The organism is Aerococcus sp. 150760013-2, from assembly GCF_053627715.1.
The window spans coordinates 12,794-38,825 of record NZ_JBSEYI010000011.1 but is presented as its reverse complement, the minus strand read 5'-3'; the positions used below and the strand labels follow the sequence as shown (position 1 = coordinate 38,825).

Sequence of the window (26,032 nt, the reverse complement as noted above, 5' to 3'; positions counted from 1 at the left end):
AATTATAACAGTTTATACGAAAAAAGACTAGGTTTCCCCAGCCTGATTTCTACTATTATCTACTATATATGTGGCAGTAATTTATTCCCCGCGGTAGCGCATTTTCAACCCATTTAGGAAGTTACGTGCGTAGCGATCGCCACATGGTTTGTAGTTGCGGTGCCCTTCTTTACGTAAGACGGCACCTAATTCACTTTTAGTTAAACGGCCGCCAGCATCTTCCATGATTTCATGCAAATCTTCTGTGGTTAATGACAAGGCAATCTTCATTTTCTTCAATAATAGATTGTTGGCATTGTCGTCAGTTAACTCAAGCTTTGGTTCCGGTGCCCCTTCACGGACGCCACGTTGGGAAGTGATAATCCCATTTAAAAAGCGTTCAAAGTGTTCATTGTCTAAGACTTCTTCATACTCACGCTCATACTCGTCTTCACTAGTAGGCGTTGAAGTAGTGAAGGCACGTACTTGATCAGCTGTGACACTTGCCCCACCCATGTCGAAAATTTTTACAACATCTTCGTCTTTGATATCTAAAGCATAACGCAAGCGCGTTAGTCGGTCATTATTATTCATTTTATCTCAACCTCTCTCAATAACTATTATAGCAGATTAACCATCACGGTGGGCATCTGCTTCAGTAATTTCACGGATTGGCTTACAAGGGTTACCGAATGCAATCATGTTGGCTGGGATATCTTTTGTGACTACTGAACCGCCACCAATGACAGCCCCGTCCCCAATCGTTACACCGGGCATGACTTTCACACCACCACCAAACCAGACGTTATTGCCGACTGTGATGGGTTTGGCGTACTCTAAACCTTTATTGCGACGGTCTGCATCTAGCGGGTGTCCGGCTGTATAAAAGCCGCAGTCTGGGGCAACAAAGACATCATCTCCGAATGTGACTTTAGCCCCGTCAAGGATAACTAAATTGTGGTTGGCATAAAAGTTTTTCCCGATTTCAATGTTGAACCCATAATCACAATAAAATGGCCCTGCAATTTCAAATCTATCGCCCGTTTTGCCTAGTAACTGGCGGATAATGTCTTGTCGCTTTACTTTTTCACTAGGCCGTGCATGATTAAAGTCATAACACAATTCCTTGGCATCCGCTCTGGCGTCAATTAATTCCTGGTCATAGTTGGCGTCATAAATCAGCCCAGCTAACATCTTATTTTTTTCAGTTGTCATGAAGGAAACTCCTTATATTATTAACCTATTTCTTAATCTTAGTATAACAAAATCTATTTATAACCAGAAATAACTATCTTAAACATTTACAAATTTATCTAGATTGAATAAAGCTTTTAATATATTGGTCTCGTTAAAAAATTTAAGTTCCAAGTCTCATATTAAAAAGGCCGGAACTAAGTCCCGACCTTTTATGCTAACTTAATTCTTTTTAAGATCAAGTTTACTTACAATTATTGGTGCAAGCTTACTAGTAAAATTTGTAGCTTTTAAGGTAAAAGTACAAAATAACCATCTAAAGTATACCACCTTAGATGGTTAACTAACTACTATTATCCTATATCGTTTGAGCTTAGATCTCTATTCTCATTCAATTGTTTCCACCAATATGCACTCTTCTTGGGATATCTTTCTTGCGTATCGAAGTCAACATAGAATAAACCATACCGCTTGTTGTAGCCGTTTGACCAAGAGAAGACGTCCATCAATGACCAAACAAAGTAACCGGCTACATTGACACCAGCATCAATTGCCTCTGTACAAGCTATTAAATGCTTTCTGATGTAATCAATTCGAGGCGTATCATCGATTAACTCTGTGTTGAAGTCGTCCTTATACCCCATCCCATTTTCAGTTACATAAATCTTCTTATAGTTTGGATACTCTTTTGCCACGCGAATCATTTGATCTCTTAAACCATCTGGATAAATTAGCCAATCCCAATCATTTCTTGGGATGTCCATATCAAACATTTGCTCACCAACGCCATGTAACGCAAAAACTGACGTGCCTTTCTCCCCAGTACCATTATGGTGGATATCATTATCACCATCATAAGCTCTCACAAAATTACTTTGATAGTAATTAATACCTAGGAAGTCATTTAAATCTTTCGCTGCATCAAGATGCGCTAAGTCTTCTTCTGTAATATGAATTTCACCATTATTTGCTAGTAGTATTTCATTTACAGCATCCATCACTTCTTCGGTATAGTAACCTTTATAGGTAGCATCTAGTAAAAACTTATTCGCAAGTACATCATATAAGAATGCTGCACGCTCATTTTCTTTTTTACCTTCATAAGGATACTTCGTTTCTAATGAATGAATAATTCCAATCTCACCATCATACTGGTTGTCCTTAAATAATTTAATAGCTTTTGCATGCGCAACCATCATATTATGTTGTCCTTGCAAAGTTTTTGAGAAATCATAAGTAATTGCTGGTGGGAATTTTCCTACTAAATATTGCCCACTAGTTACAGGCCAAATCTCATTAAAGGTGATCCAATATTTTACTTCCTCTTGATATTCGTTAAAGCAAAATTCTGCATATCTGACAAAACTTTCAATTGTATGCGGATTTAAGAAATCTCCTTGACTATGTAAGGCATCCGGTGTATCGAAATGATGTAGTGTAACATAAGGCTCAACCCCTTGAGCACGTGCTTCTTTAAATAAATCATGGTAAAATTGTACACCAGCTGGATTAGCTTCCGCATCATCTCCATTAGGGAAGATACGCGACCATGCGATAGATATACGAATAGCATCAACACCAAATTCGTGGGACAATTTTAAATCTATCGGATATTTGTTATAAAAATCACTCGCAGGATCGGCTTTAAATCGACCTTGTTTTTCTAAATAATCATCCCAGGCCACCTTACCTTTCCCGTCTACTGCCGTTGCACCTTCTGCTTGATAAGCAGCTGTTGCGCCACCCAATAAAAATTCTTTAGGTAAATTCATCATAAACTCCTTTGCTTAACTTTAACTATTATGCTTCTTTTAATACGGAATCAACAAATTCTAATGCGGCTTTTGGATCACGCGTTAATGATATGTATTCTTTCCCTTTTGTTTTGACTAACTTCACATTTAACCGATCAGCATCTTCTTTAATATCATCATAGTTAGAAACGACTTGAGGTGCCAATATGATTAAATCATAGTTCCCCATAATCTCTTGGTGAGCACCATAAGCCCCTGCACCTGCTACTACTGGAACATCATATTCCTTAGCCCCCTTGTTTAGGGCGTTGGCTAATAGCCCACTGGTTCCTGCACCGGCACATAAGACCAAGACAGATACTTCATCTTTGATATGACTACCAGTTGAAACTTGACCGTCATTTTCTCCGACTTCAGTTGCATCAGCTTTAGTTTCTGCTTGTTCTTCAATAATTTCATCTTCGTTACTTAATTCTTTTTCTAAAATTTGTTTGTCATAAACTTTAAAGAATGGGTAGTAAATAATCGCATCTACTGCAATCAGTAGAGCCACTACAACAAATGATAAAGGTGCAATTCCTGTCCCTAATACGATACCTATAGGTCCTGGTGTTGGCCAAGGTAGGAAATAAGAGAATCCATTCATTCCAAAAACTTCTACAAAGAATTTAAAAATCCAGACATTTAAAATAGGTGCTAAAACAAAAGGTACAAAGAATACTGGATTCAATACCAATGGTCCACCAAATAGGATTGGCTCATTCACACCAAAAGAGGTTGGGATAAATGACGCTTTCCCCACTGCTTTATTTTGTTTTGATTTACCAAACCACATAAATAAGTAAGGCACGACAAACGTTGCACCTGTACCCCCTAATGTTGCAACAAAGTACTGTAATCCCGGTGTAATAATGTTAGCAGCATGCTCACCACCTTGGATTAATGCTAGGTTTGCATCCATATTCAAGAAGGCAATTGCAGTAATGGCTGGTTCTACAATTGATGGTCCATGAATACCAATAAACCAGAAGAATCCTATAGCACCGTAAATAATGGCGATCCCCACATAACCATCGGCTGCAGTAAACAAGGGTTGAAACATTTGAATTATGGCTTGTGCAAAACTTACGCCTGTAAAAGCACGAATCGCAATGTCAATACCATACGCGATGACCACTGCAATAGCAAATGGGATAACGTCCGTAAATGCTTGTGAGATATTTGGTGGTACTTCCTCTGGCATTCGAATGGCAATGTCATTTTTCATACAGAAATTATAGACAATCACGGTAATAAAGGCTGCTACAAAGGCTGCTAATAGCCCTGTTGTGCCGAGATAACCAGATGAGAATCCTGCAACAACTGCATCCCCTTCACCCTGTGCAATTTCAGTTGATGAAAGGAATAGGAAGACAACAATCGCTGCAATCATGGTGGAAACGCGATTTAACTGCTTGGTTGCCGGCAATCGTCTATTATAGGAATCTGTTAGCGCCCTGGCTGTTGTTGCTGAAACGAGTAGCCCTAAAATCCCCATTGAGAAGGTATAGGGTTTTACAATGAAGGCAACAACTTCATCACTCCAGTAGAATCCCCACACATTTGGCACATAAGCAATCAGCATAAAGATACTTGAGAATAAGACGACAGGCATGGCTGATATAAACCCATCTTTAATCGCCCTTAAGTAAATATTTCTAGATAGTTTCTCGAAGAATGGCTTCATCTTCTCAATCTGAGAAATCAATTTGTCCATCATTTTAGTCACCTACTCTACGGTAAAGTTCGATAAAATCAGTTACAATCTCTTTTAACAACAAGGTCGTCATTAAGTGGTCTTGTCCGTGGACCATAATGAAACCTAACTCAATATTCTCACCACTCGCTTCTTTAGCTAGCATATTTGTTTGGGCATTATGGGCATCCACTAAACTTTCGTTGGCTTCACCAACCAATCGTTCAGCTTCGTCAAATTCGCCGTTTCGCGCTTTGGATAAAGCTTCCACCAAAATTGACCGTGCCTCACCAGCATATGCGACAATTTCAAAACCTATCATAGTTGCTTCTTCTTTATTCATCACTGCTACCTCCGTTAATTGATCTTATTTACTTGTGGCTAAATTACTGGAAATTTTACTTTCCCAAGACACTGCTGTCTCGTTTAATGTCTGATTTAATTCTTCAATATTGGCCACACCTTGTGTGCTCAACCATTCGCGGGCTGCAGCTTCTCCTTCATTAGCAAAAACGGCAACCGACTCTTTCCAAGTAGCCCGGCCACATAAAACCCCATTAAAGTCTGCGCCAGCTTCTTTGGCGAATACTAAGGTATCTCTAAATAATTGTGAACTTACTCCTGCACTTAAGTAGATATATGGCAATTCTGTCGCTTCGTCTTGCGCTTTAAAGTAACCTTTTGCTTCTTCAGCAGTGTATACTGGCTCATCATCAGTAAAGCCTTCAACAAAGTTCATATTTACAGGCACTTCCACTTTTAAGACATCTACATCATATCTATCCTTAGAGAATTCTTTCATAGCTTCTAAAACTTTTCTTGGTTTCACTTCTGCATATTCTTTCGATTTAGCATCTTCAATATCTTTGTCATAAGTTAAGATCTCTAAGAAGTAAGGAATTTCTTCTGCCTTACATTCAGAACCAATACGTTCTACAAAGGCTTTTTTTTGTTCATTAATTTCAGTATCTTCATCTGCATCATAATATAGAAGGAATTTAACAGCATCTGCCCCTTCATCTTTAATTCGTCTAGCAGACCAAATTGGTAATAAGTCTGGTAAGCGACCTGGTTCTGAAGCGTCATAACCTGTTTCTTCATAAGCTAATAACAAACCTGCAGAAGGCGCTTTCACTTTTGCCGCTGGTAAACCATATTCAGGGTCTAATAAGATAGACGAAGCGTATGGTGTCAACTCTTCAGAAATAGCTTCTTTGAATGTTTCAACCGCCTTTTGAATATCATCTGTTTCTCCTGCTTGAGCGATCATTTTCTTCAATGACCCCCGTTGATCAATAGCTAGCGCGGAAATAAATCCTTCTTTAGTAGATAATTGTTTTAATTTATTTAGTTTACCTTCTGATACGAATTTCATAATATCCTCCTTGTAACTGATTGTTAATTTATGTTGTTTTATGTTTCTATTTGTTTAATTAGATATTATAACGCTTTAACCTTCTAGTCAAGCCCTTATCGAATTTTTTTGTTTGTTTTTCGATTTATTTTGATTGTTATTGTTGAAGTTTGTTTATTTATGTTCTACAATGTGTTTGTAAATATAAAAATTAAACTTTGGAGGTTATATTATGAAAGTGTATCTTGGTGCTGACAAGGACGGAATGCAATTAAAAGAAGTCATTAAACAATACTTACAAACAAACAAGATTGATTATGAAGATCTATCAGAAACACCTAGCGTGGATTTTGTAGAATCTACCACTAAGGTAGCCCAAAAAATTCTAGCGGATGACAATGCACGCGGGATTTTATTTGATCGCTATGGTGCAGGTTCATACATTTCAGCCACAAAAATCAAAGGCATTATTGCCGCCGAAGTTTCTGATGAGCGGTCTGCTTATATGACAAGAGAACACAATAATTCAAAAATCATTACATTAGGTGAACAAATTGTGGGGCACGAACTAGCAGAGAACATTGTGGATGCATTTCTATCTGCCGATTATGACGGTGGTCGTCACCAAATCCGTGTAGATATGTTAAACGCTATGTGCTAAGAGAATAGAATCGGAGGTAAAATTATGAAAATTGCAATTGGTTGTGACCATATCGTGACAGATATAAAAATTCGCGTATCAGATTACTTAGTAGAACAAGGTTATGAGGTGGTTGATGTAGGTACCCATAATCACGTGAGAACCCACTACCCTATCTTTGGGCGTAAAGTTGGTGAGGCAGTAACAAATGGTGAAGCTGATCTTGGTGTCGTCATTTGTGGTACTGGTGTTGGGATTTCAAACGCCGTCAACAAAGTGCCAGGCGTTCGTGCAGCTTTGGTAAGAGATATGACAACTGCTCAATACTCTAAGCGAGAATTAAACGCCAACGTTATCGCCTTCGGTGGGATGATTACTGGTGAATTATTAATGGAAGATATCATTTCTGCCTTTATCCAAGAGGAATATCAACCTTCTGAGGAAAATAAAACTCTAATCAACAAAATTACCCACCTTGAATCAAGCAATCATTCAGACAACCCTGACTTATTCACTGAATACCTTGAAAAATGGGACCGTGGCGAATACCACGATTAAGCGGTGATTATATGATTTTGACTGTAACCTTAAACCCTTCCGTTGATATCTCATACACCATCCCCGACCTGCGATTAGACACAACAAATAGAACTGACCAAGTGGGTAAGACAGCTGGTGGCAAGGGGATTAACGTGACTAGGGTCATTCATGATTTAAATAAAGCCGTCACCGCCACTGGTTTTATCGGTGGACATTTAGGTGGAGGCATTGTCTCGGAATTAAATAAAAACGGTATCAAAACAGATTTCTTATCTATCGAAGGTGAAACCAGAAATTGTATTGCCATCTTACATGATGGCCAACAAACCGAAGTATTAGAATCAGGTCCTACCATCACCGATTATGAAAATGCGGCCTTCTTAACCCACTTCAAACAAGCTGTTGGCTACGCTGATGTCATTACGATTTCCGGGTCTTTACCCAAAGGGTTAGAAGAAGATTACTATGTAAAACTGATTCAAATCGCCAACAATTTAGACAAGAAAACCGTGCTTGATACGTCCAAATCTAACCTTTCAAATGTACTAGAAAATTCATTTAAACCTACTGTAATCAAACCCAATATTGAGGAATTGTCCGATTTATTAGGTCAAACAGTCAGTTCAAATCCTGCAGATTTAAAAGCTGTCTTAGCTGATGAATTATTTTCGGGGATTGAGTGGATTGTCGTGTCTTTAGGAGGCGACGGTGCTTTTGCTAAACATAACAACCGCTTTTATAAGGTAAATATACCAACCATTTCTGTTGTAAATCCTGTTGGCTCCGGTGACGCAACAGTTGCAGGGATTGCAGTGGCCTTAGAGGATAATTTAGATGATATTCAACTACTTAAACAAGCCATGACTACAGGTATGTTAAATACTATGGAGAGTATCACGGGCCATATCGATATCAATCATTTTGATGATTTATTTAATCGCGTGACTATAATCGAATATTAATTCATTTTGTGCTCTTTTCAAGTATACTATGTATTTGAGAAGAGCATTATTTCGTTATATGATATATATACGACCTATTTTCTATGACGATGCTATTGAAGCACTTGCTAATAATAATTGAAAAATACCTATTACACATTACCGGAAATGAGGTGAACTCAACAATGTTAAAAAAGAAGAGACATGAACTTATCTTAGATTTATTAAAACGTAACGGCACCGTATCCGTAACTGATATCGTCGACAAGTTAAATGTATCAGATATGACTGTGCGACGAGACTTAACAGAACTAGAAGAAAGTGGTTCATTAAGACGAGTTCATGGGGGAGCAATTTCACTAGGCGAATATCCAAAAGAAGAACTATCTCATGACGCTAAGAAAGTCATTAATATCAGCGAGAAAAACCATATCGCTGAAAAAGCGATTGAGCTAATTAATGACGGTGACATCATCTACATGGGCCCTGGTACCACCATGGAAATCATGGCTCAAAAGATGGAACGGCAAGATTACGAGGTATACACCAACTGCTTACCCGTCTTCAATACCCTGGCTGATAAAGACATCAATGTCTACCTACTAGGGGGTAGAATTAAGAAGAATACCCAAGCTTTTAATGGCTATATCACCCTTGCTGTACTAGAAAACCTAAAATTCCACAAGGCCTTCTTTTCTGCCAATGGGGTCACCAATAACAGCATTATGACTGCCACCCTTGAAGAAGGAAAGACGCAGGAACTGGCTCTGAATAATTCAACTGAGAAGTACCTACTGCTAGACGCCTCTAAAGTAGGTAAAGAGGACTTCTTCACTTACTATTCTTTAAACGACGTGACTGCTGTAGTCATTAATAATGATGAAGACCATCGGTATGAACAGATTGTGAAGCATTCAAACATCCTATTAGTTTCTGAATAGGCGTCATTTACCCTTTGAAAAATGACTACCGCTATAAACAAAAGCAAACCCGCAACATCTTCGGACGTTGCGGGTTTGCTTTTTCTTTATCTTGTTGATGAATGCTTATGCTTTTTTCTTTGCATATTCAGCATTACGTTTCTTCATTTCTTTTGCGTACCAAATGAATAAGACAAGGTAGATAGCAACCGCTAGGGCTGCATACAAGATCATTTCGATATCTCCTTGAGAGGCTTGTCCAATAAAGTAAGCCACAAATTTTTCAATCGGCCCTTCTAAGGTTGAATGTGAAATCAAGGCGTTAGAAGCTACATCAGCTGGGAAGGCCCCTACTTGCTTGGCTGTTTCTGTAACGAATGGTGCGATTAAGGTACCAGAATATAAGAAGGTTGGTAATAAGACTGTACCAATTACAATCATACGGATAATTTTCCCACGAGTAACAACTAATAAAGCTGGTGTTAGTCCCATGGCGATAATTCCACCTAGTGGTAGTAAACCATTATTTGGTAAAACCAGGGCTTCAATCAACATGATTGGTGCTAATACGTTGGCAACCGCCCAAATTTCAGCACGACCGGCGATAAAGGGCCAGTCTAACCCGATATTAAAGGTACGATCTGAGAATTTTTTACTGGTAAAGTCTGTTACCCCTTGCGATAAGGGCTCAACGGAGGCAATAAACCATTGACCGATAACTGAAAAGAGTTCCAAACAGACAGCCGCTGTAAACCCTAAGGTCAGCATTTCCTGAATTGAAATACCCGCTAGGATGCCTACGAAGAAGCCTAGGTAAATCCCAATGGCAAACTTAGATCCCCAAAAACCAATTTTACTATTTAATTTTGCGGCATCGAAGTCGTATTTATCTAACCAAGAGAACAACTTGTCATAGATTTTATCTAATAACATGATAATTGGGTTCATCATGTAATTCATATGAGTCGTGGTCATTGGGTTTTCATCCGGTGCATTCAATAAGTCATTGAATGTCGGTTTCATCAAGTCAGAGTTAATGATTTTCAATACCCCAATAAAAACAACTAATAAGGTTGTTACGAATAAGTTGGCGCCCATATACATTGCAAATAATCCAACGATTGATAAATGCCAAATATCAAAGATATCCACATCTAGCGTGTTTGTTTTATTTAAAGCCAGCATAATACCGTTAATAATCAATACAACAAACATAAAGTATAGCGTGTACGGTGAACCCCAAGTAATGGTCGCTAAGGGTGCCCAACCAACGTCAGTCACATTTAAATTCAACCCTGTATTGGCAACAAATTCTCCTAGTGCACTCGAGAAGGCACCTGTTAAAATGTTCATGATCGCCCCAACCCCTGTTAAGGCAATCCCTAATTTAATCCCACCTTCAAGTGCTTTGGTAAATTTCACCCGGAATAATAAGGCAATGACGGTCAAAATAATCGTCATTAAAGGCGCTGCCCCTAAATTTATCAAAGGTTGGAGTACTGTATTCGCCAAATCAATAATATAGCTCATCTTCTACCTCCAAATACTTTTCCTAGCATCTATTTAATAATCGATTCAATTTCATCGTAAACTGGTTTGGCCATCGCTGGAATACGGTATAGAATCGGTCCTGCATTGACAACTGGAATCTTGATATCAAAAGAGAAATCCGTATCCGCGATTTCCGCAAAAATATCATACTTGTTTAACATATCTTCAGTAATATCTTTGATCATTACAGCGTCACAAGTCACACTGTACCCGCGTTTTTTCATTTCTTCTTCAATGGCATGTTTAATTTGATGGCTTGAGTTAACCCCTGCCCCACAAGCTGCTAAAATCTTTGTCATCATATTACCTCCTGAATTTTTTATATCTATTTTTTATAATTTACCTTCGATAATGTCGTAAAGGTCTAACGGTGTTGACGCTTGGAATAAAGCTTGCGCTTCTTCAGTATCTAAGATGTTGATAAAATCCATAATCTTGGCTAGAATTTGCGACTGTTCTTCTGGACTATTATTCAAAATGATGAATAAGTTAGACACTTCTAGCGATTCTTTAGGGCGAATCATATTGTGAAAAACAACTTTATTGGTTAAGCCAACAGGAATCACCTTGGTCGCATTCACGTATTCCCCTTCAGTGTGCGGAACAGCGATATTACTATAGCTAGGATCAATTACGGACAAATCCAAGCCGGTGGGATAATTTTCTTCACGTTCTAAAATATTTTCAATAAACTTTTCTTTCACGAGTCCTTTCTTCAATAATTTCAAACCAATTTCTTCTAAGACTTCTTCGCTTGTTGTCGCGTGAGAAATAAAGGTATCTTCAATCGACACTAACGATTCTTTAACTTCTGACAATGGTCATCCTCCTCTACTTGTGTACTTTACATTTGTTATTATAGCGCTTACATTTTATTTGTCAACATTATTAAACATAAATAAACAATTAACAACAATAGTGCAAATTAAAAATATGACAGCAAAATCAAAAAGACCCCCATCAGAACAGGGTTTCCCCTGTCTATTGGAGGTCTTTCTTATTTAGAAAATTTCTCAAAAATTAAGCTGTTGCTTTTTGTCTGCTGTTTGCGTATACAGTGGCTGCGACTGTTACCGCATAGTATAGGGTTACTAGTCCCATGAAGACAGCATTTTCACGCAAGAATTCAAAGGCCACCATGTGGACAAGTGTAGCAGTTGTGCTCACTGCAAGTAAGCCTTTTGTCCATTTGCTGAAGGTAGGTTGGCGATTAGGTGTCATTTTGCCAGAAGCAATTTGACCGATAAATGTGGCCACTGCATAAGTGATAAAACCAATTACAGCAACGAAACCAGTGATGGCTACGGCTGATCCAGTTAATAAGTTGCCTAGACCTGTGAATGATAGGGCTACGTGACCAAGAATGGCCATCACTAAACCGATAATAGTTGTTGATGCTGCTTGTACTTGCGCGTCATGGTTTTTCGTCAAGATAGCTTGCAAGGTGCTCGCAACCATTAGGGCGAATACCATTAAACCCATAACTAGTCCCATTGAAATGGTTGTTGTGCCAAGTAAGCTGGCTACTAATGTGGCAAAAATAGCCATACCTAATATTGGATAAAATCCTTTTTTCATTATTGTCCTCCTAAAAAATATCTAGCTAGTAACTGTTATAGATTACAAGACGAACGGGTCTTCCATAATAACTGTTAAGCTTGTTGGATCTTGAACGTTGGTATCACGACCTTCGTCTGGTAAATCTTTGGCTGATGCTGGTTGTGCAGGTTCAGTTGGCACATTTAGGTTTTCCGCACCACGTGCATTGGCTTCACGGTTAGCTTGGTCTGAATCTCTTGGTGTAGGTGCTAGATCAACAGTATTCATATCAATGCCTAAAGCTTTCGCTACTCCTTCACCATATTTAGGATTTGCTTGATAACAATTGTTGATATGACGGTGCTTAATTTGTAGCGTAGCATCACCCATTGCACGTGCAGTATTTTCAAATAAAACTAACTGTTGTTCTGAAGTCATTCGGTTGAATAGGATACCTGGTTGTGTATAGTAGTCGCTATCGTCACCTCTGAAGTCGTAGTAGTCCACGTCTCCTGCATCCATTGGTGGTTCAGCCATATCTTTATGATCATTCCAGTTACCATATGAATTTGGCTCAACATGGATTTGGCCACCACCATTTCCATCCATACGACCTTGGCCATCACGGCTATATGGGTGGAAATCTTTTACACCACGCGGATAGTTCACTGGGATTTGATGATAATTAACACCAATTCTGTAACGTTGTGCATCCGGATATGAGAATAAACGTGCTTGTAGCATTCTATCTGGTGAAACGCCGATACCAGGTACTAAGTTAGCTGGATTAAAGGCTGCCTCTTCAACATCTTGGAAGTAGTTTTCTGGGTTTTTATTTAATTCCATTTCTCCTACTTCAACAAATGGGAAGTCTTCTTTTGGCCAAACTTTAGTTAAGTCAAACGGGTTGAAGCTGACTTGTTTGGCTTCTTCTTCAGTCATAATTTGGAAGTATAAGGTCCATTTTGGAAATTGGCCAAATTCGATAGCGTCATATAGGTCACGTTGGTGTGATTCACGGTCTTCAGCAATCACGTGCGCGGCTTCTTGGTCAGTTAGATTTTGAATCCCTTGTTGTGAACGGAAGAAGAATTTCACCCATACACGTTCATTTTCCGCATTAATTAAACTGTAAGTATGTGACGAAAATCCATGCATATAGCGGTATGATGACGGGATACCACGGTCTGACATGGTAATTGTTACTTGGTGTAAGGATTCAGGTAATGAAGTCCAGAAGTCCCAGTTAGTATTTGAACTACGCATATTTGATTTTGGGTCACGTTTAATAGCGCGGTTTAAATCGATAAAATGTTTAGGTTCGCGTAGGAAGAATACGGGTGTATTGTTTCCAACTAAATCCCAGTTTCCCTCTTCTGTATAGAACTTAAGCGCAAATCCGCGAATATCACGTTCTGCATCAGCTGCCCCACGTTCACCGGCAACACTTGAGAAACGGGCAAACATTTCTGTTTCTTTCCCTACTTCAGAGAAAATATTGGCTTTTGTATATTTAGTCACGTCATGGGTTACCCTAAAAGTCCCATAAGCACCAGAACCTTTGGCATGCATACGACGCTCAGGAATCACTTCTCGAGAAAAATTCGCTAATTTCTCTTGTAGCCAAGTATCTTGCAATACACTAGGGCCACGGCGACCAGCAGTCATGGTGTCGTTATTGTTGATAACAGGCGCACCTGCATCGGTGTGAAGTGCTGGATTATTTGGCACCACTTGGTTGCGACTTACGCTACTGTTGACTAGTCCGTTTTTAGACATTGGATTATTCAAAATAAAACCTCCTACTTTCTATTGAAATTTTTATTCTAACAGAGATAGTAAAGGCACTCAAAAATTTTGCTTATTTTAAATCAATAAAAAACATTTATCAAATATAGACCACTAATTAATGAATACTTACTCTTCCTATAGTAGCGAGTGACTAATTGTAAAAGAACAATCATGTATAAAAAAGCGTTCAAATGAACGCTTTTAAACTACTATTATTTATTTCCCTAACATATCATAACGACCTGTATGCAAGTGTCGAATGGTTTCACCACCTGGTAGTGGAGGTAAGCCTAATGAATCTTCACGAGAGAAAGCTTCTTTCAACCCTTCTGTCCATGAGACATAGTCCATGTTTTCTGGGCTAATTTCATGGAAGATTTCATCTCCACGCCCTTCTTGGATTTTGCGCCCGAATTGTGGTTCTATTAGCGTACCGCGTCCGACAACAACGATATCTGTATAGTTTTCAACAGCATCTTTAGCACTTTCTTCGTCAAAGACGCCACCAACCGCTAACAATTTAGTTTGGTCATCTAATACGGCCTTAAATAATTCAGCGTATGATTGGTCCACCCCGTTTGGTGAGGAGTTGTAGCCGCCCCATAAGGATAGGTGGATATAGTCGAGCTCATTTTTCACGATTTCAGAGACTAAGGCTGTAGCATCTTTGTAGTCGTAACCAACCACATCGCCGTGAATTTCTTCAGGGGTAAGTCGGTAACCAATAATAAAATTGCTTGACGCTTGTTCAGCGACTACTCGTTTCACTTCTTTCACAACTGCTAGTGGGAAGGCCATGCGTTTCTCAAGGCTGCCACCCCATTGGTCGTTTCGCTGGTTTGAAAAGGCTGAAAAGAATTGTTGCAATAGGTAGTGGTTGGCTCCGTGGATTTCAACCCCATCAAAACCGGCTTTTATCGCACGACTTGTTGCCCGTCCAAAGTCTTTGATGATGTCTTCAATTTCTTGACCAGTTAGTTCACGCACTGGATAAGATAAGAAATCGAAGTCAATGGCTGATGGTGCCACAACGTCTTGACCAGAAATTGCGTGACCTACTGCTGCTCGACCTGAGTGGTGGATTTGTAGGACAGCTTTGTTGCCGTCTTTCTTCATAGCCGTCGCTAATTTTGTTAGACCGTCCAAATGGGCATCAGAATAAACCGCTAATTGTTCTGGGTAGCCAGGATGGTAGGCAGGTCCACCGTTTTCACTGACATAATGGAATTCAGTGACGATTAAGCCTCCTGCTTGTGACCGGGCACCGTAGTATTTCAAGGTGTCATCGCTCACAAATCCGTTGCGTTTACCAGATTGGGATTGCATGGGTGACATAGCTACCCGATTATTTAAAACGGCTCCGTGGCGTAGGGTTACTTTGTCCGTTAATTTGTTTGTCATTCTGCTAACTCCTTATATACATCTTCTTCATCATTTATTTTCAACTGTCACATCGAGAAAATTCGATATGTTTGGGTAAAAATATAGGTTGCTGACTAGCTAATACCTATATTTCCTTATCAATAAATTTGCGTAATTCTTGAATTGCTGCCTCATTGCGACGGTAGTATGTCCACTTACCAAGCCGAGTTGGGGTCACCAAACCAGCCTTACTCATCATGGTTAGATAATGAGAAGTCGTAGACTGGGTAAGCCCAAGCGCCCGTTGAATTTCCCCGACACAAACTCCGTGTTCCGTCATATCAACATCCGTTTCATGGACGAAATAAACCGTTGGATCCTTCAAATAGTGCATAATCAGTAAGCGGTGTTCATTTGCTAAAGCCTTAAAAATATCTATCGACGCCAAATAATCACCTCCCCTTTTTCAATAACATAAAACTATCATATCGGGTTATTTCGATATGTAAAATGAATCGACTCAAGCAAGCTAAATTATTAAATAACTTCTGTATATACCCTTTGAACACACTAAAATAAAGATAACAAACTTCGCTTTAGAACTTTGAAGGAGAATTGCTATGGACAAATATTCTGTATATGGCAGCCTAGTCACTAAACCTGGTCATCAAAGGCGGAAAAGCCCCGTTTTAAACATGAGCTTACACATAAGTTAAAAGAAGCTTTTCAAAAAAACACGCCGCCATACTGATTCTTCTTTCAGTATAGCGGCGTATTTTAGTTTTTCAGACTGACCGGCACAAGTCATTTTGACAAATCTTCTAGAAATTCGTCGCCCCAGTCACAAATTGCATAGACGACATTATCCAGTCTTTTACCAATATCAGTTAGCTTATATTCAACTTTTGGTGGCATTTCTTGATAGACTACTCTTTCAATCACACGGTCGCGTTCTAATTCTCTGAGTTGTCGAATGAGCATTCGTTGATTAATGTCTGGCAACAAGCGCTCAAACTCACTTAATCGTAGCACTTCATTTTGCAACAAGTGAAAGATGACGGGGATCTTCCATTTACCACCTATAATCGATAGCGCCAAATCCTTCGTTGTATAGAATTCCTTGTTATTAAATTCGATAAACATGGTATCCCTCCATTCAGGCTTTTAACTGAATCGTTATTAAAGATAACGCTATTAAAGATACCATAATATGGTTAAGTTCAGAAAAACTTTGCACCTTTGATAGGAAAGTCACCTTTTATATATTTCATTAGGCAAAAAGGCTGAGACATGATTATCTCAACCCCATTTTACCTTGTTATGCAAAAAAACTGTTACATATCTACATCTCTAAAGTTAGCTTCCACAAAGGCAGCTTCTTGATCATCATCTGACAAGGCATAGGCTTCTCCGATATCCCCGTCATTGGCGTTCCACACGTAATTGTGGGCGTAAACGGCATTTGAGAAGTCCCCTTCATCCCAAGCAGTTAAAACTTAAATGTAGAAAGGATAGTGTTCAGAGTCGCTGAATACTTCAGCTTGTCCAAGCATGATATCGATTCTCTCTGGTGTGATTTCTAACGCACCCTGTTTTGAGTTGGCTTGAACTTTTTGATGGGTCATGTAGTGGATGGCATTTAAAAATTGGCTTTCTTGGGTAATATCCATATGCAACCAAGAACCGTATAATTCTCTACCCATTAAAACCTTGGTTTCCGCTTCTTGAGCAAGCGCTTTTTCGATTTCTGAACTTTCATCTTCTGAATCCTCTGCTGAATCAGATTCGCTCTCTTCTGATTCAGATGAAGCACTTGAGTCCGAACTTGAAGCAGTAGAACTTGTAGACGACGCTACTGAACTTGACGCGGCGGTGGTACTCGATTCGCCTGATTCACTTACACTAAAGTAGACCACAGCAACAATCCCACCTGCGACTACTAGTGCTAAAAAAATTAAAAATGCATTTAATACCTTTTTCAACGATACATCCTCCCAAAATACTTTTTCTTCATCTACAAATTCTGTTAAATCGACGTCCCGTTCTCCCTACAAGGTGTCAGTGTTCACTAGAAAAATACCCATTTTAACCATCTTATCATAAACGGACCCATGATTTATCGTTTTCGCTTAACAAATACAAACTTATTATCATTTGAGTAGTTTGTTTCGAATTGATAACCGTCAGCGTCGAATTTTTGAATATCTGTAAGATTTTTAATTTGATTGCTAGCTAAAAAGGCAACCATCTTACCACGCCCTTTTTTAGAAATGGTTGAATGTTTTTTCAATCCATCCGCCTTGTTTGGGTCGTATTCGTAGAATTCAAAGTCGACCCAATGGTAGCGGTCTTGGTCCAGCATCACTGAAAACTCCTGGCTCGCCAGATTTAAGACTGTCTCCCCCTTTTCAAAGAAGTCATTAAAATCACTTCCCCATAGGTGGCGCAAGTCTTGGCCGTCGACTTTAAGAGGTGTGTTGAAGTCGAGTCTGTAGGGGCGGATGGGGTCGGTGGCTTTGAGTGGGCCGTATAAGGCGGATAGGATGCGGAAATGTTGGCCTAAATAGCTTGCGATTGCTGTGTCTGCAAGGTCTACATCGATTTGACGGAAGGCGAGGCCGTTATAGAGGTCTAGCGCTTTGTACGCAGGACCCGTATTTAAGTGTCGGATATAGTCTTTGACTTGTGACACTTGTTGGTCAGAAATTTTGTAATGATTTTTCAACTGGTCATCTGATTGGGCTTGTAGGGTTTGGATAATAGCTTGGGTAGTGGCTGAATATAGAGGTTTATCTGTTGAAAGTTTATCTATTCTCATTTCTTTAGCTGGGGCAAAAATAATTTTCATTGTTCACTCGTCCTAACGCTTATAATCTATGGTCCTAGTTTAGCTTATTCTGTGGCTGTTGGCCAAATGATTGCCATGTGTATTGTTAGCAACTTTTGTCCAAAACCCCTATGCTAAAAGTAACAAATAATTGAAATGAGAAAGGATGCTTTTCATGTGGAAATTAGACGGAGTGATGACACCTCACGCAATCTAATCCTGAAGTGGCACGAGTCTGACATTTTTAGAGCAGCCTTCGGAACATAGTGACATAGGGATGCCTATGCATTAGAAGGAGCTCAACTTCAGGGTGTGATTCTGAAAGCGACTTTAAATGCGACCAATTCCTACTAACACAATATAGACCAACAAAGCGACGTTTTGTCCGTCATTTGTTGGTCTTTTAATTTACCCAATTTCAATTTCTTTGATAATCTTCGCCGGTACGCCACCAACGATTGTATTCTCTGGCACATCCTTAGTCACCACGGCACCTGCTGCGATAATCGCCCCATCACCAATGGTCACACCAGCTAAAATCGTCGCATTAGCGCCAACCCACACATCCTTCCCGAGGGTAATGGCCCCTGGAATCAGGGAACCACGGTCACTTGGATCTTCCGCATGGTTCAAGGTTGCCATCACCACATTATGGCCAATCAAAGCCCCGTCCCCAATGTAAATTCCGCCTTGGTCTTGAAACTTGCATCCGGCATTGATAAAGACATTTTTGCCAAAATGAATATTCTTCCCAAAGTCGGTGTAGAAGGGTGGAAATAAAGCGAAGGTTTCGTCAATCTCTTGTCCTGTTAGATCTGCTATCAATTGACGAAGAGCTGCTGGCTCATGGTATTGATTGTTAATTTGGTTGGTAATTTTTAAAGCTTCCTGACTCATCTGGTGCATGATTTGGTGGGCTGATGACCCAGATTGGACACGTTTACCCTTTTCCATATCATCTAAATAGGTTTGTAAGTCCATGATTTTCGCTCCTTTATACTGGTCTTTCTTGCTTATCCTTAGTATAGAAGCCAAGTGGGCAGACCACAACTATTTAGACGGATAAATAAAAAAGATGAGCCCCAGTCAGTACGACTAAACTCATCTCTATTTTATTTAAAATTATCCTTTCGTCAGCATATCTGCTGCTGCTTTAGCATAGTCTTCGCTGCCTGAAGCAGCTGCAAATTCTGCGATGGTAATGGGTTGAATAGATAGTAATTCAATAATATGGTCTTTCATCTTGGGCCAAGTATAACCACCCGCTTGACCGTAAGCATTGATTAAATCATCTAAAGCTGTTTCACCAAAGAGTAAATAATGGGCGGTGAAGTCGTTGGCCATATCCCCTACCTGAGCTTCTGTCCAGTCAATAACCCCTACAACACTATGGCTTTCGTCTACTAGGATATGACCTGGGAATAGGTCGCCGTGGTAGAATCCAGTTTGGTCTGGCCATAAACTTTCGTCCGCCAACCATTTTTCCCAACGCGCAAGCAAGTCTTCATTCACTGTATATTTTGCTTTTACAGCGTCTATTCGCGCCTGCATGTTGGCCCGTAAACCACTGGCTTTTTGACTTTTAATGCCAAGTTCTTCAGCTTTTGCGACTGGAATTTGGTGGATATCAACCAAGGCCTTGGCCAATGATTGTGTATATGTTGTTGGAACATTTTCCACATCAAACAACCAGTCATTTTCATAAGTGGTCATGTCGGTTGTGACTGCTGGCCTGCCAGCAACACTTTGATAAGCAATCAATTGCCGGTCAAAGACTGTCCAGTTAGGCACTTCCACTATCGTCACTTCTTGGTTAACAAGGTCTAGAATGCCCTTTTCCAATTTGGCTTTTTCAAAAACTTCATCTCGTCTCGGTACCCGGAGTACCCAGTTTTCTTGGCCTTCATCTTGTCCTAAGACGACTTGAAAATCCAAGCCCATATTGATGGCAACTAGGGTGTCCGCCAATAAGTGAATGCCAAAATTCTTGGCTAATTGAATGATTTCATCTGTTTGCATTTATTCTGCCCTTTCTGTTATTCGATCGATTTAAACATACCCAAGCGAATCATGACGAACCTGCTTAATCCTCTAATTGGCCTACTAAACCAGCTACCTGGTCTAATGGTTCTGCGAATACAATGCCTTTGCCTTCTTGGTCCATGCCTAATTTCGTATAAATGGACTGGCTAACCTTCATGTATTTCGATTCTTCAACAATCACCATCAAGATTTCACGCATGGGTGCCACTTCAAATCTTAAAAAACGTTTGTGTTTGTGGCCGATACCCTTCCCTTGAATGACGGTACACTCTTGGAACCCAGCGGCTTCTGTAGCTTCAATGACCTCGCCTGTTCGTCCACTAAGCACTACCGCATATACTGTATACTATATAAGTGACCTCCTAAAATCGGTGTAAATTAACGATGTCTCTTGTGAATGCGATGGCCCCAGCTTCACTTAACTGGATGGCATCATAGGCATTTCTGAGATAATCCAGCTGACCCGTGCCTCTGAATGAAAACGTGTTGGGCCGCATATAAGGCTTGAGTGGCGTCAACGAATTCCTCGCCTTCGTAGGTACAAATGGTCGTCACTAATTTGTATGGACCTTCGTGTTGGTGGTCTACCTGTTTTTTTCGACACCTAGGTCTACCCCAACTAAAAATAAAGGTGAAGTCACCTATAGAAATACGACACCTATCAAAAACCTTACCATGGTTAGCCAAGCAACTAGTTGTAAAAATAGCAGTATCAATAAGACCACACCTACCATGGGTAGAATTTACATTGATGTCTCCTTAAAATTTTCAATTAATTTATCCAGACTTTCCCCATCCCTTATAAGGATTCATCTCTATTTAATCCTATCATGAATTAAGGGGTTAATAAAATTTGAATACTGAAATTTTAGCATTTTTAGCAATCCCCTTCCTTCAACTCAAGTCATTTTCAAATTTCCTTTTACTTTCAGCCACAAATTCCGTATACTAAAAAAGTAAAGTCAATTTCAATGACAAATAAAAGCCATAAATTTTTAAGAAATCGAGGATTGTTTATGAGTGCGGTAGCCGCAAACTAAGTTATTCAAATCAGAAGTAAGATCATTACCGGGACGGACATTTAGTCACCCGCTTTTCAACATGGTTTTATTTCTAACTTAGAAGGTGCCTACCTCACTTTACAAACATGCTAGATATTGGAATGCCCCTAGATGAACTAGGTCTATTTCCCTATCCCTATTGATTTGAAGCTACGGTGTGCCCGTGGCTTCTTTTTATACCCACATATCATTGAAATACTGGGAGGTTCCCTTCAATTCGCCCTAAGTAAAATTGCCTACTGATGAGGAGACATATACATGAATCAAAACACCTATGAAAAATTACAATACGAGGCCTTTAAAGCCATGGTCCGTTCTTACTGTGTCAGCGAACTTGGTGGTCAATTAATCGACAAATTAACCCCGTCTACCAATCTTGACGTGGTCCAATTACGGCTAAAGGAAACATCAGAAGCACGTGCCATTATTGATACCGGGTCATCCGTCCCCTTTATGGGGGTCACTAACCTAGACCACACCATGACCAAGTTAGACAAGGGGATTGTCCTGACCGCCAGCGAACTTTTCACGGTAGCTGAATTCCTGCGGGGTTGTCGTCGGATTGCCAGCTTTATGGACAAGCACGCCTTCATCGCCCCAACTCTTGCCCAGTACGCCCAATCAATGACCGACCTCCACCAGATTGAGGAGGAAATTCATTTTGCCATTAAAAATAATCAGGTAGATAGCGAGGCTAATCGTGACTTGAAACGGGCTCGCCACCATATACAAACAATCGAAGAAAAAATTAAGGATCGCCTAAACAAATTTCTGACTAGTGCTAGCAATAAGTCCTACATACAGGAATTCGTCGTGGCCTACAAGAACGACCACTACACCATTCCCATCAAAGCTTCCTACAAAAATCAAGTTCAAGGAACAGTGATTGAAATGTCACAAAAGGGCACAACGGTTTTTGTTGAGCCTAGCGTGGTCAGCAAATTATCCGCCGAGCTAGATGCCTTGCGTGCCGAGGAAGCCATGCTTGAATACCAGATTTTAGCTGGTTTAACCGGTTTGATCGTTGAAAACACCCAGCTGATTCGAGTTAATATTGAGTTAATCGCTCAGTACGACATGATCTTCGCCAAAGGAAAATACAGTCGCCATATTGACGGCATTGCTCCCTCAACCAACGATTATGGCTACATCAACCTGGTAGACGCCAAGCACCCCCTATTAACGGGGCCAGTCGTACCTTTGAGTTTCACCATTGGAGACGACTACCGAAGCTTGGTCATTACCGGACCAAATGCCGGTGGGAAGACCATCGTCTTAAAAACGGTCGGTTTAGTGACCCTCGCTACCATGTCAGGTTGTCATATTGCCGCTAGCCCTGAAACAGAAGTGGCTGTTTTTGACCAGACTTTCGTCGACCTTGGGGACAACCAAAGTCTTGAAAATGCCTTATCCACATTCTCATCGCATATGAAGAATTTATCGGATATTTTGCGCGTGGCCAACAACAATACCCTGTTGTTGTTTGATGAAATCGGCAGCGGGACTGAACCCAATGAAGGAGCCGCCCTAGCGATTGCCATTTTAGAAGAGTTTTACCTGAAGGGTGCGATTACCATTGCCACCACCCATTACGGCGAAATCAAGGACTTTTCAGACCAGCATCCAGATTTTATGAATGCCGCCATGCAGTTCCAAAATGAAAGTCTAGAACCTACCTATAAACTATTGATGGGTCAAGCCGGCGCCAGCAATGCCATGTGGATTTCCCGTAAAATGGCCGTTCCTTACCATATCTTGCAACGAGCAGAAGGCTACCTAGTCGATAAAAACTACCAATTTGACCTGGTCAAAGACAGTAAAGTCAGAAAAGCCAAAGCCGATAAACCAGGAGACGATCTTTTCACTGACTACCAAAAAGGTGACCGAGTGACCCTACTTGAAACTGGCCAATCTGCTTTAATTTATTCACAGGTGGATAAATATCATCAAGTAACAGTTTATGTTGACGATGAATATGTGGATATCCACGTCCGCCGCCTACAATTAGACCAAAAAGCTAGCGACTTATACCCAGATGGTTACAATTTAGACAACCTATTTGTAGATTACGCTACCCGTAAACGCAACCACGACATTGAACGCGGGTCGAAAAAAGCCCTGCGGAAAATCCATAAAGAGTTGCGCCATAAGGATTAAGTTCAGGATCTAGTATCGGATTAAATAAAGATCGGGACGAAAATTGCCCACCACTTCCATTCTAGCTATTGAAAGCCGATTAAAAAAGCATTGCCTGAAAATTTGGGCAATGCTTTTTTGTCGTTATTTTTACCAAATATTCCAGGGATAGGCTTCTGGCAAGGGTGATGCTACAGTGATTGGTGTCTTTTGAACAGGGTGGTGTAAGGTCAAACTATGCGCCCACAAAGCAATTTGTTGACCCACTTTACTATATTGTTCACCATATTTTTGATCCCCCCAAATAGGCGTTCCAAGTCCTGCCAGTTGGACCCGAATTTGATGGGGGCGACCGGTCTGTAATTGCACACTAACTAGACTGAGTCCGTCTTTAGATGCGCTAACACTATAATCTAGGACAGCCTTTTTCCCTTCTTTATGGTGCTCTGAAACAATTGACACTTTATTCTTTTGCCGGTTTTTGTACAGATAATCCACAAGTCGGTTGCTAGCCTGTCCCGGTTTCCCATTGACTACCGCAAGATAGGTCCGTTCCATAGCATTCCGCCGAACCTGGTCAGATAATCTTGACGCTACTTTTGAAGTTTTGGCGAATACCATTGTGCCACCAACCGGACGGTCTAGTCGATGTACTAATCCTAAATAGACATTGCCCGGTTTTTGATAGCGGTATTTGATATCCTCTTTGAGATAGGTTAATAAATCCTTATCTCCACTTTGGTCTTCTTGAACTGGTATATTTACTGGTTTTTGAACCAATAATAAATGATTATCTTCATAATATTGGTACATCCATTGCCTCTACTCCTTTGCAAACATAGTGGCCCCACCATAGCATATCGCGTTAGCTTTCCCTAATTTATCTAGATTTATATTGCTATAACTGATCCCCTTTCCAAACTAAAAAGGGTTTAAAACTTAGAACATCAACTTTTTACCTACCTAACCACTAGTACATATTTCGTTTTTCAATATTAGTGGTAAATGCATCTCTTTATAGTAGTAATAAAGTTACTACGTATTTCCAACATAGCTACAGCAGTAAGTTTTTCTTTATAAGAACCTTTGACATTTTATAGTGTTCTTGGGCTTTTTGAGTGATTGAATAGGTTATGATAGACAATCGATAATAATTAATCATTTATAGAGTAAATTTAATCCAGTTATAAACATTATTCTTTTCTTCTTCGATAAAAATGAAAACGTTTTATATATCTTTCTTTATTTTTCGTCAAATGGTATGATAAAGATTGGATTAAAAATATATATATATTATCTAATAAAAATTTCATTTAATGGATTTTTTTTATTTTTCTATGGTTAGGGAGGAAAATTTTATGAAAAAGCATTATGCATTTTATGCTGTAACGGCGGCATTAGTTGTAGCCATTTCTTTATTTATCATTATTCCTGTTCCTGCATCGAATGGATTCTTCACATTTGCTGATGTAGGTATCGTCACAGCTTCACTGGTTTTTGGGCCAATAGGCGGATTAGTTGTCGGTGCAATGAGCGGTGGTTTAATTGACTTACTCTCAGGCTATGCACAGTGGATTATCTTCTCAGCAGTTATCCACGGAGCGCAGGGATATATTGCTGGTTTAGCCAAAGATAAAGGCCGTAAAGAAAAAGTATTATACTTAGTTTTATCCGCAGTTGTGATGATTGTCGGTTATGCGATTGCTAGCTGGATCTTATATGGTACGGCTGCTGCAGCGATTGCTGGCTTGTTCACTAACATTCTACAATCTGGTGTAGGGGTTTTGATCGCTATTCCAATCAGTATCAGGTTAAAACCAGTTATTCAAAGATATTTATAATCTTATTAATCAAATGACCACTAACATAGTTGATGTATTAGTGGTCATTTTTTTGTTATTGTGAAGCAGTTAAAGATAGTTTTTCTAAAATTTGATTTAATACTGCCCTCTTCATCTTGTCGAAGTTTTGCTTGTTAGTCGCATTTCTAGTAAGTGCTACCTTCATCGCAAATTACTTATTCATCTTAAAGATAATACTCGGAATTCTTCATATCCTAATTGAATAATTCATATCAAGCGACCACTTTTATTATCTGTGTTATGATGAAATTAATCAAAAATAACGGAGGTATTTAGAATGAGCCAAGTACTTGTTGAAATTTGTTTACGTGTGAGAGATATTGATGCAACTTTAGACTTCTATACAAATCTATTTGATTTTGAGGTAGCTAGCCGCAGAGAGTTTCCGGAGAATAAATTTGATTTAATCTACTTAAACTCACCAGGGTCAAATGTCCAAATCGAGTTGACTTACAACTACGATGCAGATCCATACACAATTGGCGACGGCTTTAGCCATTTAGGTGTAACAGTTGAAGATTTAGAAGCTATGCATGAAATTTGTAAAGCATCTGCTTATGAAACTGGTGACTTAAAAGGCCTTTCAGGTGGCACACCATCATACTTCTTCGTGACTGACCCAGATGGTTATCGTATTGAAGTTAAACGTAAAAAATAGACTTCTTTAGCATTTTAAAAGGCGCTACCTTATTCTTAGGGTAACGCCTTTTAAAATGCTTTCACTCCTATTGAAATACCCATTTCGTGCGCTTCAAGATATGTATAAGTGTAGTGTAATAAGGGTTACCTACTCGTGAAAAGAT

The 26,032-nt window shown here is 39.7% G+C and carries 26 protein-coding genes and 1 pseudogene; 7 read left to right on the top strand and 20 right to left on the bottom strand.

The window, feature by feature from the left end; genetic code table 11:
- Positions 1–81: 81 nt before the first annotated feature.
- The 6 genes from ACUW85_RS07085 to lacD form a co-directional block, all read right to left on the bottom strand.
- Positions 82–573, bottom strand: a complete 492-nt coding sequence (locus ACUW85_RS07085) for a YehS family protein (RefSeq protein WP_048725910.1) — start codon at positions 571–573, stop codon at positions 82–84.
- 36 nt (positions 574–609) lie between these two features.
- Positions 610–1,194, bottom strand: coding sequence for a sugar O-acetyltransferase (locus ACUW85_RS07080; protein ID WP_182023113.1), 585 nt, complete (start codon positions 1,192–1,194; stop codon positions 610–612).
- A gap of 332 nt (positions 1,195–1,526) precedes the next feature.
- Positions 1,527–2,948: a 6-phospho-beta-galactosidase gene (gene lacG, locus ACUW85_RS07075; protein WP_149256579.1), complete on the bottom strand. Its 1,422-nt coding sequence runs from the start codon at positions 2,946–2,948 to the stop codon at positions 1,527–1,529.
- Positions 2,949–2,973: 25 nt separating this feature from the next.
- Complete coding sequence (locus ACUW85_RS07070; RefSeq protein WP_149256716.1) at positions 2,974–4,683, bottom strand: lactose-specific PTS transporter subunit EIIC; 1,710 nt, start codon at positions 4,681–4,683, stop codon at positions 2,974–2,976.
- 4 nt (positions 4,684–4,687) lie between these two features.
- A complete protein-coding gene (locus ACUW85_RS07065) occupies positions 4,688–5,005 on the bottom strand; it encodes a PTS lactose/cellobiose transporter subunit IIA (protein ID WP_149256580.1) in 318 nt (105 codons plus the stop codon).
- Between the two features lie 24 nt (positions 5,006–5,029).
- Positions 5,030–6,037 (bottom strand): tagatose-bisphosphate aldolase, encoded by a 1,008-nt coding sequence (gene lacD / locus ACUW85_RS07060; protein ID WP_048725898.1) that lies wholly within the window; start codon positions 6,035–6,037, stop codon positions 5,030–5,032.
- Between the two features lie 211 nt (positions 6,038–6,248).
- Here lacD and lacA point away from each other — a divergent pair, with 211 nt between their 5' ends.
- The 4 genes from lacA to ACUW85_RS07040 all read left to right on the top strand — a co-directional run bounded on the left by lacA (position 6,249) and on the right by ACUW85_RS07040 (position 9,078).
- A complete protein-coding gene (gene lacA / locus ACUW85_RS07055; RefSeq protein ID WP_048725896.1) occupies positions 6,249–6,677 on the top strand; it encodes a galactose-6-phosphate isomerase subunit LacA in 429 nt (142 codons plus the stop codon).
- A 24-nt stretch (positions 6,678–6,701) separates the two neighbouring features.
- A complete protein-coding gene (gene lacB, locus ACUW85_RS07050) occupies positions 6,702–7,214 on the top strand; it encodes a galactose-6-phosphate isomerase subunit LacB (protein WP_016897234.1) in 513 nt (170 codons plus the stop codon).
- A gap of 11 nt (positions 7,215–7,225) precedes the next feature.
- Positions 7,226–8,158: a tagatose-6-phosphate kinase gene (gene lacC, locus ACUW85_RS07045; RefSeq protein ID WP_182023112.1), complete on the top strand. Its 933-nt coding sequence runs from the start codon at positions 7,226–7,228 to the stop codon at positions 8,156–8,158.
- 164 nt (positions 8,159–8,322) lie between these two features.
- Positions 8,323–9,078 (top strand): DeoR/GlpR family DNA-binding transcription regulator, encoded by a 756-nt coding sequence (locus tag ACUW85_RS07040; protein WP_182023111.1) that lies wholly within the window; start codon positions 8,323–8,325, stop codon positions 9,076–9,078.
- Between the two features lie 105 nt (positions 9,079–9,183).
- Here the strand turns inward: ACUW85_RS07040 and ACUW85_RS07035 are convergent, their stop codons facing one another.
- From ACUW85_RS07035 to ACUW85_RS06975, 13 genes and pseudogenes are all read right to left on the bottom strand, one after another.
- On the bottom strand, positions 9,184–10,587 hold the full coding sequence (locus tag ACUW85_RS07035; protein WP_182023110.1) for a PTS galactitol transporter subunit IIC: 1,404 nt from the start codon (positions 10,585–10,587) through the stop codon (positions 9,184–9,186).
- Positions 10,588–10,616: 29 nt separating this feature from the next.
- Positions 10,617–10,910, bottom strand: a complete 294-nt coding sequence (locus ACUW85_RS07030) for a PTS sugar transporter subunit IIB (RefSeq protein WP_182023109.1) — start codon at positions 10,908–10,910, stop codon at positions 10,617–10,619.
- A 30-nt stretch (positions 10,911–10,940) separates the two neighbouring features.
- Complete coding sequence (locus tag ACUW85_RS07025; RefSeq protein ID WP_182023108.1) at positions 10,941–11,426, bottom strand: PTS sugar transporter subunit IIA; 486 nt, start codon at positions 11,424–11,426, stop codon at positions 10,941–10,943.
- A gap of 202 nt (positions 11,427–11,628) precedes the next feature.
- On the bottom strand, positions 11,629–12,186 hold the full coding sequence (locus ACUW85_RS07020) for a hypothetical protein (protein WP_182023107.1): 558 nt from the start codon (positions 12,184–12,186) through the stop codon (positions 11,629–11,631).
- A 42-nt stretch (positions 12,187–12,228) separates the two neighbouring features.
- A complete protein-coding gene (locus tag ACUW85_RS07015; RefSeq protein ID WP_182023106.1) occupies positions 12,229–13,938 on the bottom strand; it encodes a catalase in 1,710 nt (569 codons plus the stop codon).
- 216 nt (positions 13,939–14,154) lie between these two features.
- Positions 14,155–15,339, bottom strand: a complete 1,185-nt coding sequence (locus tag ACUW85_RS07010; protein WP_182023105.1) for an NADH-dependent flavin oxidoreductase — start codon at positions 15,337–15,339, stop codon at positions 14,155–14,157.
- Positions 15,340–15,445: 106 nt separating this feature from the next.
- Positions 15,446–15,748: an ArsR/SmtB family transcription factor gene (locus ACUW85_RS07005; RefSeq protein ID WP_016897336.1), complete on the bottom strand. Its 303-nt coding sequence runs from the start codon at positions 15,746–15,748 to the stop codon at positions 15,446–15,448.
- 356 nt (positions 15,749–16,104) lie between these two features.
- The gene (locus tag ACUW85_RS07000; RefSeq protein WP_016897335.1) at positions 16,105–16,443 is read right to left on the bottom strand and encodes a winged helix-turn-helix transcriptional regulator; all 339 of its coding nucleotides are present in this window, start codon (positions 16,441–16,443) and stop codon (positions 16,105–16,107) included.
- A gap of 191 nt (positions 16,444–16,634) precedes the next feature.
- A pseudogene (locus ACUW85_RS06995) lies at positions 16,635–17,216 on the bottom strand (DUF6241 domain-containing protein).
- 200 nt (positions 17,217–17,416) lie between these two features.
- The gene (yaaA, locus tag ACUW85_RS06990) at positions 17,417–18,148 is read right to left on the bottom strand and encodes a peroxide stress protein YaaA (protein ID WP_154837994.1); all 732 of its coding nucleotides are present in this window, start codon (positions 18,146–18,148) and stop codon (positions 17,417–17,419) included.
- A gap of 387 nt (positions 18,149–18,535) precedes the next feature.
- On the bottom strand, positions 18,536–19,108 hold the full coding sequence (locus tag ACUW85_RS06985) for a sugar O-acetyltransferase (RefSeq protein WP_016897332.1): 573 nt from the start codon (positions 19,106–19,108) through the stop codon (positions 18,536–18,538).
- Between the two features lie 141 nt (positions 19,109–19,249).
- Complete coding sequence (locus ACUW85_RS06980; protein ID WP_016897331.1) at positions 19,250–20,146, bottom strand: macrolide 2'-phosphotransferase; 897 nt, start codon at positions 20,144–20,146, stop codon at positions 19,250–19,252.
- A gap of 64 nt (positions 20,147–20,210) precedes the next feature.
- The gene (locus ACUW85_RS06975) at positions 20,211–20,498 is read right to left on the bottom strand and encodes a P-II family nitrogen regulator (RefSeq protein WP_149256346.1); all 288 of its coding nucleotides are present in this window, start codon (positions 20,496–20,498) and stop codon (positions 20,211–20,213) included.
- Between the two features lie 991 nt (positions 20,499–21,489).
- On the opposite strand from ACUW85_RS06975, the gene ACUW85_RS06970 reads away from it, so the two are divergent.
- Positions 21,490–23,388 (top strand): endonuclease MutS2, encoded by a 1,899-nt coding sequence (locus ACUW85_RS06970; protein ID WP_016897329.1) that lies wholly within the window; start codon positions 21,490–21,492, stop codon positions 23,386–23,388.
- Positions 23,389–23,517: 129 nt separating this feature from the next.
- Here the strand turns inward: ACUW85_RS06970 and ACUW85_RS06965 are convergent, their stop codons facing one another.
- Positions 23,518–24,180, bottom strand: a complete 663-nt coding sequence (locus ACUW85_RS06965) for an RluA family pseudouridine synthase (protein WP_182023104.1) — start codon at positions 24,178–24,180, stop codon at positions 23,518–23,520.
- 545 nt (positions 24,181–24,725) lie between these two features.
- Here ACUW85_RS06965 and ACUW85_RS06960 point away from each other — a divergent pair.
- Together ACUW85_RS06960 and gloA are read left to right on the top strand one after the other, a co-directional pair.
- Positions 24,726–25,208 (top strand): ECF transporter S component, encoded by a 483-nt coding sequence (locus ACUW85_RS06960; protein ID WP_165696165.1) that lies wholly within the window; start codon positions 24,726–24,728, stop codon positions 25,206–25,208.
- Between the two features lie 298 nt (positions 25,209–25,506).
- On the top strand, positions 25,507–25,887 hold the full coding sequence (gloA, locus tag ACUW85_RS06955; protein WP_149256349.1) for a lactoylglutathione lyase: 381 nt from the start codon (positions 25,507–25,509) through the stop codon (positions 25,885–25,887).
- The last annotated feature ends 145 nt before the right edge of the window (positions 25,888–26,032 follow it).